The organism is Brevundimonas sp. NIBR11 (assembly GCF_027912535.1).
Lineage (GTDB): Bacteria > Pseudomonadota > Alphaproteobacteria > Caulobacterales > Caulobacteraceae > Brevundimonas.
On record NZ_CP115465.1, the window covers coordinates 1,830,026 to 1,842,458 of the forward strand.

Annotated in this window: 11 protein-coding genes; 8 read left to right on the forward strand and 3 right to left on the reverse strand. The window is 69.0% G+C overall.

Annotated features, from left to right (window positions below; all coding sequences use genetic code 11):
• Nucleotides 1-90 precede the first annotated feature (90 nt).
• Nucleotides 91-1,962: a PPC domain-containing protein gene (locus O5O43_RS09335; protein ID WP_271083618.1), complete on the reverse strand. Its 1,872-nt coding sequence runs from the start codon at nucleotides 1,960-1,962 to the stop codon at nucleotides 91-93.
• Nucleotides 1,963-2,058: 96 nt separating this feature from the next.
• Here O5O43_RS09335 and folD point away from each other — a divergent pair, with 96 nt between their 5' ends.
• From folD to O5O43_RS09360, 5 genes are all read left to right on the forward strand, one after another.
• Complete coding sequence (gene folD / locus O5O43_RS09340; protein ID WP_271083619.1) at nucleotides 2,059-2,982, forward strand: bifunctional methylenetetrahydrofolate dehydrogenase/methenyltetrahydrofolate cyclohydrolase FolD; 924 nt, start codon at nucleotides 2,059-2,061, stop codon at nucleotides 2,980-2,982.
• Nucleotides 2,983-3,049: 67 nt separating this feature from the next.
• Nucleotides 3,050-3,727 (forward strand): LemA family protein, encoded by a 678-nt coding sequence (locus O5O43_RS09345; protein ID WP_271083620.1) that lies wholly within the window; start codon nucleotides 3,050-3,052, stop codon nucleotides 3,725-3,727.
• Nucleotides 3,724-4,563 (forward strand): TPM domain-containing protein, encoded by an 840-nt coding sequence (locus O5O43_RS09350; protein ID WP_271083621.1) that lies wholly within the window; start codon nucleotides 3,724-3,726, stop codon nucleotides 4,561-4,563. Before O5O43_RS09345 ends, O5O43_RS09350 begins: the two co-directional genes overlap by 4 nt.
• The gene (locus tag O5O43_RS09355; RefSeq protein ID WP_271083622.1) at nucleotides 4,563-5,249 is read left to right on the forward strand and encodes a TPM domain-containing protein; all 687 of its coding nucleotides are present in this window, start codon (nucleotides 4,563-4,565) and stop codon (nucleotides 5,247-5,249) included. The genes O5O43_RS09350 and O5O43_RS09355 overlap by 1 nt, the downstream gene beginning before the upstream one ends.
• Nucleotides 5,250-5,297: 48 nt before the next feature.
• Nucleotides 5,298-6,035: an endonuclease/exonuclease/phosphatase family protein gene (locus O5O43_RS09360; RefSeq protein ID WP_271083623.1), complete on the forward strand. Its 738-nt coding sequence runs from the start codon at nucleotides 5,298-5,300 to the stop codon at nucleotides 6,033-6,035.
• Here O5O43_RS09360 and O5O43_RS09365 read toward each other — a convergent pair.
• Nucleotides 6,020-7,483, reverse strand: a complete 1,464-nt coding sequence (locus tag O5O43_RS09365; RefSeq protein ID WP_271083624.1) for a phospholipase D-like domain-containing protein — start codon at nucleotides 7,481-7,483, stop codon at nucleotides 6,020-6,022. The two genes, O5O43_RS09360 and O5O43_RS09365, sit on opposite strands and share 16 nt — an antisense overlap.
• Before the next feature lie 169 nt (nucleotides 7,484-7,652).
• Between O5O43_RS09365 and O5O43_RS09370 the strand changes: the two genes are divergently transcribed.
• From O5O43_RS09370 to O5O43_RS09380, 3 genes are all read left to right on the forward strand, one after another.
• On the forward strand, nucleotides 7,653-7,835 hold the full coding sequence (locus tag O5O43_RS09370; RefSeq protein WP_271083625.1) for a hypothetical protein: 183 nt from the start codon (nucleotides 7,653-7,655) through the stop codon (nucleotides 7,833-7,835).
• A gap of 144 nt (nucleotides 7,836-7,979) precedes the next feature.
• Nucleotides 7,980-10,526: a tipN gene (locus tag O5O43_RS09375; RefSeq protein WP_271083626.1), complete on the forward strand. Its 2,547-nt coding sequence runs from the start codon at nucleotides 7,980-7,982 to the stop codon at nucleotides 10,524-10,526.
• A 115-nt stretch (nucleotides 10,527-10,641) separates the two neighbouring features.
• Nucleotides 10,642-11,241: a hypothetical protein gene (locus O5O43_RS09380; RefSeq protein ID WP_271083627.1), complete on the forward strand. Its 600-nt coding sequence runs from the start codon at nucleotides 10,642-10,644 to the stop codon at nucleotides 11,239-11,241.
• Here O5O43_RS09380 and O5O43_RS09385 read toward each other — a convergent pair.
• Complete coding sequence (locus tag O5O43_RS09385; protein ID WP_271083628.1) at nucleotides 11,234-12,394, reverse strand: MFS transporter; 1,161 nt, start codon at nucleotides 12,392-12,394, stop codon at nucleotides 11,234-11,236. The two genes, O5O43_RS09380 and O5O43_RS09385, sit on opposite strands and share 8 nt — an antisense overlap.
• Nucleotides 12,395-12,433: the final 39 nt, after the last annotated feature.

Consider the following 12,433-nt stretch of genomic DNA (forward strand, 5'->3'; position numbering starts at 1 on the left):
GCCACAGTCACCGAAATCACCGGCGACCGGCCGTCATTGCATGGTCGAAATCACCGCGAACTCTCCGTGTCCGCAGAGACTGCCGTGTGCCTAATCCTTCGGCTCGACCGTCAGGGCGTAGGTTCCCGATTGACCCGAGGCGAAGCTGCGGGCGCGGATGATGTAGTCGCCTTCCTCCTCGACCGCCCAGTCGATCTTGGCGTGGGTGTCCGACAGGCTGTCGTCGTCGGACACGACCGAGGTGAAGACGCCGGATTCGTCCTCACGCCCGATGTCGATGAAAGCGTCGAAGTCATTGGAAACCATCGTCAAACGCAGCTTGTCGCCGGCCTTCACCGAAATCTTGTAGGCGTCGTAGAAGCTGCCGTCCTCGGCCAGGCCGTCGTCTTCGCTCAAGGTCCCGCGCGCGGTGGCGCCGACCAGGATCGAGCCCGGCAGGGGCTGAGGACCGCGGTCGATCAGCTCGAGCGAATAGAGGCCCTTGGCGTCCGCCGACAGCGGCGAGGCGCGGACGATGAGCTCTCCGTCCGACGGGACGATGTAGTTCAGGCGCGAGTCCGTGCCCTCGCCCAGACCGTCGTCGTCCGAGGCCATGGCGTAGAAGTCGCCCTCTGGGCTGCCGATCTGAAGATAGGTGTCGAAGTCGCCCGAACGCATGATCAGCTGGACCCGGTTCCCCGCCACGCCGGTGAAGCTGTAGGCGTCGAAGCCCCGGTTCTCGTCGTCGCGCGGGTCGGCGTCGACGATCTCGCCCTGGACCGTCTGGCCGAAGCTGAGGGCGATCGGCGCGGGCAGAGGCGGAGCCTCCTCGAAGGTGAAGGTATAGGCGCCGCCCTCATCGCCGCCGCCAAAGGCGCGGGCCTCGATGGTGTATTGGCCGTCCGAGGGCAGGGTGTAGGTGAGGCGCGAGTTGGTGCCCTCGCCCGCCCCATCGTCGTCCGAATCCAGCGAATATCGACCATTCCCGCCGTCTTCTTCCGAGAAGAGCTCCAGATAGGTGTCGAAGGCGTCCGAGCTCATGGTCGCGACGATCCGCTGCCCTTCCGTTCCGGTGAAGGAATAGGCGTCGGCGCGCTGGCCGAAGGCGTTGCCGCCGTCGCTGGCCTCCAGACGGCCCTCCACCGTGTCGCCGAAGACGACCGGGCGCGCCACCAGCGGCGGCGGAGCCTCGGCCAGGCCCAGTTCGTAATCACCCTCCGTCGCTCCATCCAGCGAAGAGGCGCGAATGACGTATTCGCCGTTCGAGGGAGCGGTGAAGATCAGATACGAGTTCAGGCCGCCCTGGCCCGAGTCATCGTTCTGGGCCAGCTCCTCGAACGCGCCGCCGCGGCCCATCCGACCCACGCGCACGATCGAATCGAAGTCGTCGCTGTTCAGGCTGATGGCGAAGCGATCGCCCTGACGCGCCCGGAAGCTGTAGCTGTTGTAGGCGTACTCCCCGTACTGGCCGTCTTCTTCGACCGGGCTGCGGTCGCTGATCGCGCCGTCGACCTCGTCACCGAGGCGGATGGCCGTCGGACGGGGCGCGCGAGGCGCGGCGCCGCGGTCGGTGACCGCGATGGCGTAGTCACCGCCCTCGAGGCCGGACAGGGTGCGGGCGCGGATGATGTAGGTCCCGCCGGTCGAGACGAAGCGCAGGCGTGAGTTGGTGCCCTCGCCCAGGCCGTCGTCGTCCGAGGCGATCGCATCGCCCTCGTCGGAACCGGCATAGGCTTCCAGATAGGCGTCGAACGCCTCGGATCGCAGGGTGACCTCCAGCCGCTGACCGGCGCGGGTCTGGATGGCGTAGCTGTCGTAGACGAACTGGCCCATCTCCTCGCTGTCGACCTTCGCGTCCTCGGCCGTCAGCTGGCCGTTGACGGTCTGACCGACGCGCAGCGCGCTCGTGGTCTGGGCCATGGCGGACCCGGAGGCGAACAGCGCCAGCGCGCTGACGGTCATGATGAAGGCGGAGCGGCGCATTGGTTTCCCCTGTTCTGAAGGGCCAACATAGACGCTGAACCGTGACGCCTGTAAATCGCCCGCACCTTATCGAATCCTGACGAAAGAGGGCCCGCCATGGCCGACACCGACGCACGCGCGGCGATCATCGACGGCAAGGCCTTCGCTGGAAGGCTGGTCGACCGGGTCGCGGCCGCCGCCGCCCGTCTCCAAGCCGCCTGCGGCGTCAAGCCGGGCCTGGCCGTGGTCATCGTCGGCGAGGATCCCGCGAGCCAGATCTATGTCCGCAACAAGGGTGAAACGACCGCTCGGGCCGGTATGCGGTCCGACACCCACCGCCTGCCGGATACGGCGACGCAAAGCGAGTTGCTGGCCCTCATCGAGGCCCTGAACGCCGACCTCGGCATCCATGGGATTCTGGTCCAGTTGCCCCTGCCGGCGCAGATCGATTCCACCGCCGTCCTGAGCGCCATCGACCCGGACAAGGACGTGGACGGCTTCCACGTGGTCAACGCCGGGCGGCTGGCGGTCGGCCAGCCGGGGCTGGTTCCCTGCACCCCGCTCGGGTCGACCATGTTGCTGAAGGACCGGCTGGGCGACCTTTCCGGGTTGAACGCCGTCATCGTCGGTCGCTCCAACATTGTCGGCAAGCCGATGGCCCAACTGCTGCTGGCCGAGAACTGCACCGTGACAATCGCCCATTCGCGCAGTCGCGACTTGCCGGCCCTCTGTCGCGCCGCCGACATCCTGGTCGCTGCGGTAGGTCGGCCGGAGATGATAAGGGGCGACTGGATCAAGCCGGGTGCGACCGTGATCGACGTCGGCATCAATCGCGTCCCCTCCGCCGACCCGATCAGGGCCGCCGAGGGAAAGACCCGTGTCGTCGGCGACGTGGCGTTCGCGGAGGCCGCCGGGGTTGCGGGCGCGATCACTCCGGTTCCGGGCGGTGTGGGGCCCATGACCATCGCCTGCTTGCTGGCCAACACCTATACGGCCGCCTGCCGCGCGGCGGGCGTCGAGCCGGAGCGTCTGGACGCTTGAAGCGGCGTGATGATGCGATGATAGTCGTCGCCTAACCGGCGGAATCGCCCGCCGAACGGAGGAGCTCATGGCTCGCGGCGCATCTCGTCTGGTCGGTACAATCGCGGTGGTTCTGGCCGCCCAGAGCGTCGCGGCCTGCGGCTACAACACCATTCCGGAGAAGCAAGAGCGGGCCGAGGCAGCCTGGGCCGACGTCCAGAGCCAGTACCAGCGCCGCGCCGACCTGATCCCGAACCTCGTGGCCACCGTTCAGGGCGCGGCGATCCAGGAACGCACCACCCTGACCCAGGTGATCGAGGCCCGCGCCCGCGCCACGGCGGTCCAGGTGACGCCGGAAACCCTGAGCGATCCGGCCGCCTTCCAGCAGTTCCAGGCCGCCCAGGGCCAGCTGACCAGCGCCCTGTCGCGGCTCCTGGTTACGGTCGAGGCCTATCCGCAACTCCAGGCCAACCAAGGCTTCCTGCAGCTGCAGTCGCAGTTGGAAGGGACAGAGAACCGGATCACCATCGCGCGGCGCGACTACAACGAGGCCGTCCGCGACTACAACACGAGCCTGCGCACCTTCCCGACCGTCATCTGGGCCAAGACCGCCTTCTCGGGCGAGGCGCCGATGCAGCTCTTCACGGCGACCGCCGAGGCCCAGACCGCGCCGCAGGTATCGTTCAACCTCGACGGTCAGGCGCCCGCCGCGCCGGGCGGCTCCGCCCCCGCCGTCGCCCCCGGTTCGACCCCGCCAGCACGGTGAGTCTGCTCCCGCCGGTCAAGGCGACCCCAGGATTTCTGGCCGCAGTCTTCATTGTTCTGACCGCGCTGCTCGCTCCTGCCGGGAGCGCGCTGGCCGACCCGACCTTCCCCGCCCTGTCCGGCCGCGTCGTGGATCAGGCGCGGCTCCTGATGCCGGACACCGAAGCCGAGATCACCGCCAAGCTGGCCCAGCTGGAGACGGACACTGGCGATCAGTTTGTCGTGGTGACGGTCGACAGTCTGCAGGACTACGAAATCGAGGACTACGGCTACCGGCTGGGCCGCCATTGGGGCATCGGCAACGCGGAGAACGACAGCGGCGTCCTGCTGATCGTCGCGCCGACCGAACGCAAGGTGCGTCTGGAGGTCGGATACGGGCTGGAGCCGGTGCTGACCGACGCCATGTCGAACCAGATCATCCAGACCGACATCCTGCCGGCCTTCCGCGAGGGAGGCTATGCGCGCGGGATCGAGAGCGGTGTTGACGCCGTGATCGCCCAGCTGCGGCTCGATCCGGCCGAGGCCCAGGCCCGCGCCGCCGCAGCCGCGCCCAGCGAGGCGGAAGCCCCAGTCTTCCCGGGTATCGTCATCGCCCTGATCTTCCTCTTCCTGTTTCTGAGCCTGCTGCGCGGCATGGGGCGACGCGGTCGCAAGCGTAGCGGAGCGCGGCGCGGGATCGACCCGGTCTGGGTCTGGGGCGCGGCCGAAATCCTGTCCAATGCCTCCCGCGGTTCCTCGCGGAGTTCGTCGTCGGGGAGTTCGTGGGGCGGTTCGAGCGGCGGCTTCTCCGGGGGCGGCGGCAGTTTTGGCGGCGGGGGAGCCTCGGGCGGATGGTGATGCGTCTGAACTCCAGCGAACATGCCCGCGTCGCCAGCGCCATCGCCGCCGCCGAAGCGCGCACCTCGGGCGAGATTTTCTGCGTCCTAGCCAAGCAGGTCTCGAGCTACCGCGACATCAGCCTGGCGTGGTCGGCCGCGGCCGCCCTGATCGTGCCCTTGGCCCTGATTCCGCTTGGCTTCGATTCGACCTGGTTTCCAGGATTGTCCGATCACTGGGAGGCCGCGCATCTGGCGGCTCTCGATATCAGCGTGGGCCGCGCCGTCGGCATCTACGCCGTGGTTCAGGCGGCGGTGTTCCTGGGCGCCTATGTGCTGTTGCGCATCCCGGCCCTCACGCGGTTGGTCACGCCACGCGGGGTCCGCCGCGACCGCGCCCGGCAGGCGGCCATGCACCAGTTTCTCGCCCACGGGCTGCACGTCACCGAGCACCGCACCGGCGTGCTGATCTTCGCCGCCATGGCCGATCGGCAGGTCGAGATTATCGCTGACCAAGGCATCCACTCGCGCGTCGATCCGACGGTCTGGGCCGAGGCGGTCGAGGTCCTGACCGAGGGCCTTCGCACTGATCGCGCGGCCGAAGGGTTCGAAAAGGCGATCGCCCTCGTCGGCGGGGTGCTGGCCGGCCACTTTCCGCCCCGGTCGCGCAACCCCAACGAAGTGCCGGATCGCCTTGTCGAAATCTGAGCCCGCGACCATCGCTTTTGCGCTGAAATTGGCCTAGCCCGTCGCCCCATGCGGCTAGTCACCTACAACGTCCATCGCTGTGTCGGGGTCGACAAGCAGCTGGATGTCGAACGCGTCGCCGGCGTGATCGCCGAGCTTGAACCGGACATCGTCTGCCTCCAGGAACTCGACGTCGGCCGCGCCCGCACAGGCGGCGTCGATCAGGCCAAGACGATCGCTCAGCGTCTTTCGATGGCCGTCCGTTTCCATCCGGCCATGCGGATTGAGGCCGAGGAGTATGGCGACGCCATCCTGACCCCGCACCCGGAACGGCTGGTTCGGGTCGGCGCCCTGCCGACAGTGCGCGGCATTCCGGGGCTGGAACCGCGCGGCGCCCTGTGGGTCAAGGTCGAGATCGACGGCGTCGAGATCAACGTCTTGACCACCCATCTGGGCCTGGTCCCCCGCGAGCAGAGGCTGCAGGCGGCGGCCCTGATCGGCAAGGACTGGATGGGTCACCGGGACTGCTCGGGACCAACGCTCCTGGCGGGCGATTTCAACGCCACTTCCCTCACCCGGCCCTACCAGACCCTCACTCGCAACCATGCGGACTGCCAACGTCAGCTGGGTCTGAGGCCGACTCTGAAGACCTTCCCCTCCGGCTTCCCGGCCATCCGCATCGACCACGTCTTCGTCAGCCCGCACATCAGGGTGACGAAGGTCGCCGCCCCCTTCTCGCCCCTGTCGCGGATGGCGTCGGACCACCTGCCGCTTGTGGTGGATTTCGAGATTCAGCCCGCCGGCTGAAGTCGCTGAGAGCGGTTGCGCCGCTTCCACGGTCGCCAGGCGTCGCTTGGCGCGGTCGGATCTCCCAGCTGGAACTCGGCAATGGTTCGCTGGATCATCGATGGCGGCGTTGCGCCCAACGGCGACATCCGTCCGTTGTCGAACTTCTGGATGGTCTCGCCAATCGAGCCGCATAGCGCTTCGGCGGCCTCGAATTCCTCGGCGCTGACTCCCACGAAATGTCCGATGGTGTGATGGCGGAATCTGCGGATCGCATCGCGCCCAGCTTGATCCTCCGGGGCGATGGCCACGTCGCACTCAGTGTCGAACCCCAGCGAACGGTTGTTCAGATTGGTCGACCCGATCCGCAGCAAGACATCGTCGATCACGGTCACCTTGGCGTGGACGATGATCCGCTCGTTCCGCTTCGTATTGGGGCTGAAGGCGAAGAAGCGGTTGTGTCGGTCCGCGCTTTCCAGCCGGAACAGAACCTCGGCGCGCGCCGTATCCATGGTCATGCTGTCGAACCAGCTGGGACTGCGACCCGTCGACACCAGCACGATCTCCGGCCCGTCCGGCTCGTCCAGCCGCTCGGCCAGGGCGCGAGCGATGACCGGCGAGGTGAAATACTGGTTTTCCATGTAAATCAGCTTCCTGGCGCCACGGATGGCTTCCAGATGCAGCCGCTCGTTCTCGCGAACCTCGTGACGTCCGCCATGCCCCGGCTCCGTGCGAGCAATGCCGACGGGGGTGTCGTGGAAGTCGACCGCCAGACCTTCGGGCCAAGGATCGCTCTCGACCTCCTCCGCCAAGGTCCGCTCCCAGGTGGCCTTGAACCAGCGTTCGCGGGCCAGGTCGCCGAGGGCCCTGGCCGCAGGGCCGCTCATCACGCACATGGTCTCGTGCCGGGGCGGGGAGATGACGCCGGAGGGCTGGCACCTGCGAGGGTCGTCGTCCAGGTGTCGCTCGGAGTCCCAGCGATCGACGGAAATGTCACCGCCGCCGCAGAAGGCCACGGCGTCGTCGATGATGATCGCCTTCTGATGGTGGCAGGCGCCGATGGGACCCGGCGTGTCGAGGCGGAATTCCACCATCCGCTTCCTGAACCAGGCTTGGGCCTTGTGAGGATAGAACCCCTGCGACGCGGCGATCAGCAGGGGCGATTTCCAGATCAGCAGTCGAACGTCCAGCTCGGGCTGGTTCTTGACCATCATCCGCAGCAGGTGGCCGATCTCGGCCTGCCGATCTCCGTGCTTGGTCTCGGGATCCAGGCGGGTGCGCGGATCGAACTGCCAGCCCAGCACGACGACCGATCGCTTCGCCTTGGACAGGGCCGTTGCCAAGGCTTCGAAATAGGCGCCGTTCTCCATCAAAATCGAAAGACGGTCCGCTCGCTCCGTCCTCCAGACGGTGTCGCCGGGCGTCAGCAGAGCGCCGGTATCGAGAAACGGGCCTTGGGCGGCATCCATGTCGGTGTCCTTACCGGCGGGGAGCGTCCGGCTGGGAAAGACGCCCGGATGCCGCTTCCGTTCCATGTTCTCACCCTCTCGGTCAATGGCGCGCCCGAACACCTGCCTTGGCCGCATTGTGGGGTTCCGCGAAATCGGGCATAAGGCGGGCGGAACGGGAGGGTTTGACGTGCAGGCGCTGATCGAGTTGCTGGCGGGCTTCATCGCCATGCTCGCCGCTGCGGCACTGGCCCAGTTCGGCGTCGACCTGAGCACGCCGCCGCGCCACGACCGCGAGGTTCACCGCGTTAACGACTGTTCCCCAGCGCCGACCGAGGCCCTGCTGAGCGTCAAACACACCAACGACTGCTGAGTTCGCTCCGAAGAAATGGCGGCCGAAAGCCGCGCGACGCGTTTTTTGACGCATCGGCGAGTCGATAGACGCGCAAAATGGTCTAGGGTCGCCGCAGCGCGTGACTCTCGCCCCGCGCGACTGCATACCTGAGATCTGCGCCCCATGAAGTCTCGCTCCCGGCCGCCGCTGACACTGTCCGATCCCGATCCGGCGCCCCTGCCCGACGCCACCGCCACGCCCGAGGACGGGGTCGCTCCCGAGTCCATCGCGCAACCCGAGGTCGTCGCCGAGCGGCCGATGTCGGAACGTCGCCGTCGTCGCCTGATGGAACAGCAACAGCGCGAAGCCGACCTGGAGATGCCCGCCCAGCTGGAACGCGAGGTCGCCCCTGACGCCATGATCGGTGAGCCCGCCTCGACCTCTCAGCCGATCCGCTTCACGACGAGCGCCGATGCGCCCCCCGCCCCCTATCAGGCCGCGCCCACTCCGGCGTCTGCGACAACGGCCCTGAGCGCCGCCCCCGCTCGGGCCGGACCCTCCTATCTGATCGCGGGGGTGGCGGCCGCCCTGTGGGTCGGCGGGGTCGCCTCCTGGGCGGCCTATGAGGTCGGCTCCGGAGGGGTCTCGGCCGATCCCCTGCGTTTGGCCATCTATGCCCTTATCGCGCTGGCGCCCGCCGGCCTCGCCATCCTTCTGGCCCACGCCGTACGTCAGGGCGCCGGATTGGCCTCCGAAACCCAGCGCGCCCGCCAGTTGGCCGAGGCCCTGGTCGCCCCCACCGCCCTGGCGGCCCAACAGACCGGCCATGTCCTCAATGCCCTCCGCAACGACATAGATCAGGCGGCCCTGGCCGCCGAACGCGCCCGCAACGACATGGCCCTGCTGCGCGAGGCGCTGGCGGCCGAGACCACTCGCCTGAACGACGCCGCCGAGGCCGCCGGCCGCACCGCGCGCCGCCTGACCGAATCCCTTGGCCGCGAACGCGAAGAGATGTCGGCCCTCGGGGGGCGGCTGGACGGACAGGCCTCTGGCGTGCTCGACGCGGTGGAACGCCAGTCGCGCCTGATCGTCGACGCCTCCGACCTGGCCCAGACCCAGCTGCGCGAGGCCGAAGCCGCGCTTGCCGCCCGCGCCGCCGATCTGGCCGCCGCCGCCGGAGAGGCGCAGGACGCCGCCCGTCTGGCCGCAGACGATCTCGCCCGCCAGACACTGCGGCTCGAGAATGCCGGTACAGGAGTCGCCGAACAGATTCAGTCTGTCGAGGAGGGACTGGGTCAGCAGCGCGCCGCTCTGGTCACCGCCGCCTATGCGCTCCGCACCGATCAGGAAGACTTCTCCGCCCAGGTCGAGAGCCAACGCGCCCAACTGACCGAACAGCTCTCTGCCGCCCGCAGCGCCACCGGCGAGCTTGGCGAGACCTCGGCGAAGGCCGCCGAAGGCCTGCGTGATCTGGTCGAGGCGGCGACGGACCAGTTCCGCGCCCTTGTCGACCTGTCCCAGCGCGAGGCCGACGGCTTCGACACCGCGACCAAACTCTCGCTTGACCGCTTCGAGGCCTTGGCCGCCGAGGCGCGCGACACCCTGATCGAGGAGACCCGGCGCGCGCTGGCCGTGCTGAAGGCAACCGCCGAGGAGAGCCGCATCGCCTCCGAGGAGGCCGCCGGTCAGGCCCAGTTGCGCGCCGACCGTCTGGGCGAGGCCCTCTTCGACGCCGCACAGAAGGCCGACGCCGCCGCCGAGGCTCGAGTCGAAGGCGCCCGCCGCATCGTCGGCGAGACTGCGGATCTGGTGGACGAAGCCGGCCAGCGCGCCGTCGCCAAGCTGGAGTCCACGCTCGACCGCATGAACCGCGCCCTGGGCGAGGTGGACGCCGCCATCGGCGAACTGGACGACCGCGCCGCCCGCCTGCCCGAGGAGGCGCGCGCCCGCGCCGAGGCCGTGCGCAAGACGGTCGAGGAAGGCCTCGCTGCGCTCGGCGCCGCCTCGCGCAAGGCCGCCGAAGACACCGAAGCCCTGGATGCCGGCTTCCAGGAGCGGGTCCGCCGCAACTACGACATGCTGACCGAGGCCGTCCGGCTGATGGGCGTAGTCTCCGGTGACGGCGGCGCGCCGATCCGCCGGCGCGAGACCTTGGCCGAGCCGGCCCCGGCCGCGAGCGAACGCCGCACCCCGCCTCCGACCGACAGCGATCGTGGCTTTGGCCTGCGTGGCCGGCTGAAGCTGGCCCCGGCCAGCGACGATCCGGGCGCCCGCTCCGCCCCCGCCGCTCGCGACCGGCTGGACTGGAGCGATCTGGTCGACGACGGTCCCGGCGACGCGCCGCTGGATCTCGACACCCCGATCATGCCCGCCGACGACGGCGCCCTGACCGACCGGATCACCGCCGCCATCCGCCGGATGGGCGTCGATCCGAACGCGCTCCTGCCGCGCTCGCGCGTCGAGGAGGCGGCCGCCGCCTTCGCCGATCGTGATCCGGATCGGGCGCGCCAGATCGTCCGCCGCGTGGCTCCGGCCGCCGTCCGCAGCGTCTCGCGGCGGGTGATGAGCGATCCGGACCTGCGCGGCGACGCCGAACGCTATGTCCGCGCCTTCGCCGGTCGCCTCAACAACGAAGCGCGAGGTGGAGCGACGGCCGTGCTGGGCGTCCTGGCGACCGATGCGGGACGCGCTTTCATGCTGCTGGACGCCGCCATCGGCGATCTGGCCTGAAGCGAGAATCACGCCTCGAAACCGTCCGGTTCACCGCTTTTGACTTGACGGCGTCATCCGCTTGCGGACACCGTCCGGCCGCTGTCACGACGTTGTCACGCGCCTAGCAGGGTTCATGCTCGACACCATTGCCGAGAACCAACCGGACCGAAGGCCCGCGATCCTCGTGTGCGCCTACGAGGCCGCCGATCCCCTGTGGTCGGTGGTCAATGCGGAGACAGCTTCGGGCTGGTCTCCGCCCGGCACGCGCCTGCGTCCTCTGGGCCCGGACGAACCCGCGACACTCGCTGGCCTGATCACAGGCCAATTGAGCGATGCCGCCTGTCGCGCCGTCCTGCTCGTGGGCCGGACAAGAAAGAGCAACGCCTTCCGCATCCAGATGCGGGCCGAAAACCGCGCCTTGGCTGGAGGCAAGAAGCTCAGCCAGATTGGGCCCGCGCTGGCCCGCGCCACCGCCCCGGCCGCCGAGATCGTCCGCGCCCTGACGGACGTCGGCCTGGCCGCCGACGCGACCTCCGATAGCGAGGAGGACGCCGGGTCGTATCTGCTCTACCGGGTCCTGACCGCCCTGCCCGACAATGCTGACGTTCCCTCGGTCGGTCTGCTGCGGGCGCCGGTCTCGTTGGACGACGACGCCCTGCGTCTGGGCGTCCAGACGGCGGCGGCGGCCATGTCGCGCAACCTGTCGCCCCTGCCGCGCGCCCGCTTCATCTGATCGCGCTGACCCGCCGCAACCGCCACTGCAGCAGAAGGCCGATCGCGGCCAGCCCCGTCATGGCGAGATAGCCCGACACCCCGACCCGATCGTAGAGCGGTCCCGCCGCCAGGGTCGCCAGTCCGATGAGCACACCTGCCGCCATCACCGAGTTCAGGGTCTGGGCCGCCGTATGCCCGCCGGGCGGGGCCAGCCGCTCGACGATCTGCACCCCCGCGAGGTAGGTCGCCGCGAAGGTCAGGGCGTGCAGGGCCTGCAAGGGCCAAAGGACCCACAGCGGCGGGGCGAAGGCCAGGGCCGTCCAGCGCACGACCGCCGCGATCCCGCCGAGCATCAGGATCGCGCCCGGCCCGATGCCGCGCCGCTTTCGCCACGGCTCGATCCACCACATGAAGGCGATCTCGACGACGACGGAGACGGCCCACAAGAGGCCGGTCATCGTCTCCGAAATTCCCTGCGCCTTCCAGGCGATGGCGGAGAAGCCATAGTAGAAGCCGTGGGTGGCCTGGACCCCACCGATGGCCAGGACGGCGGTCATGAAGACCGGGTCGACAGCCAGCCGAGCGATGCCGGCGAACCGTTCCCGACCCGGCGTCTTCGGCCCCTCGGTCACCGGATCGCTGGGCAAGAGGGTGGCGGCGGTCAGGGCGACGAGGGCGCCCGCGGTCGCGATCCAGACGACGACCCAATCGACAGAGCCGCGCGTCAGGATCGCCCCCATGATGACGTTCGCGGCCACGAAGGATGCCGAGCCGAAGCCGCGCGGCAGGGCGAAGTCGAAGCCGTGCCGACGCGCGACCTGCAGCGACAGCACGTCGCTGAGGGGGATCAGCCCGGCCATGGCCGTGGCCGCCACGAACCATAGCGCGCCCTGGAGCCAGACGCCCTGAGCCAGCCCGGCGCCGGCATAGCCGAGGCACAGCACCAGACCCAGGATGGCGATCGGAGAGCGGCGACGGCGAAAGCCGTCGGCCCAGACCGCGATCAGGGGTCCGGTCACCAACCGGGACAGCATCGGGGCCGCCAAAAGCACCCCGATCTCGGCTCCCGAGAATCCCTGGGAGCGAAACCACAATCCCGCGAACGGCAGGCTCACCCCGTTGGCGCCGAAGAGCAACACATACTGCAGAGCTATGCGGCGGGCGGCGTTCATGACCGATCCGATAGCAGACGGCGACGATTCCGTGAGCTA

Coding starts and splice junctions, on each gene's coding strand:
- folD (WP_271083619.1), top strand. CDS start 2,059: ATGGCCGACACCGACGCACGCGCGGCGATCATCGACGGCAAGGCCTTC.
- O5O43_RS09375 (WP_271083626.1), top strand. CDS start 7,980: ATGAAGTCTCGCTCCCGGCCGCCGCTGACACTGTCCGATCCCGATCCG.
- O5O43_RS09345 (WP_271083620.1), top strand. CDS start 3,050: ATGGCTCGCGGCGCATCTCGTCTGGTCGGTACAATCGCGGTGGTTCTG.
- O5O43_RS09385 (WP_271083628.1), bottom strand. CDS start 12,394: ATGAACGCCGCCCGCCGCATAGCTCTGCAGTATGTGTTGCTCTTCGGC.
- O5O43_RS09335 (WP_271083618.1), bottom strand. CDS start 1,962: ATGCGCCGCTCCGCCTTCATCATGACCGTCAGCGCGCTGGCGCTGTTC.
- O5O43_RS09380 (WP_271083627.1), top strand. CDS start 10,642: ATGCTCGACACCATTGCCGAGAACCAACCGGACCGAAGGCCCGCGATC.
- O5O43_RS09355 (WP_271083622.1), top strand. CDS start 4,563: ATGCGTCTGAACTCCAGCGAACATGCCCGCGTCGCCAGCGCCATCGCC.
- O5O43_RS09360 (WP_271083623.1), top strand. CDS start 5,298: ATGCGGCTAGTCACCTACAACGTCCATCGCTGTGTCGGGGTCGACAAG.
- O5O43_RS09365 (WP_271083624.1), bottom strand. CDS start 7,483: ATGGATGCCGCCCAAGGCCCGTTTCTCGATACCGGCGCTCTGCTGACG.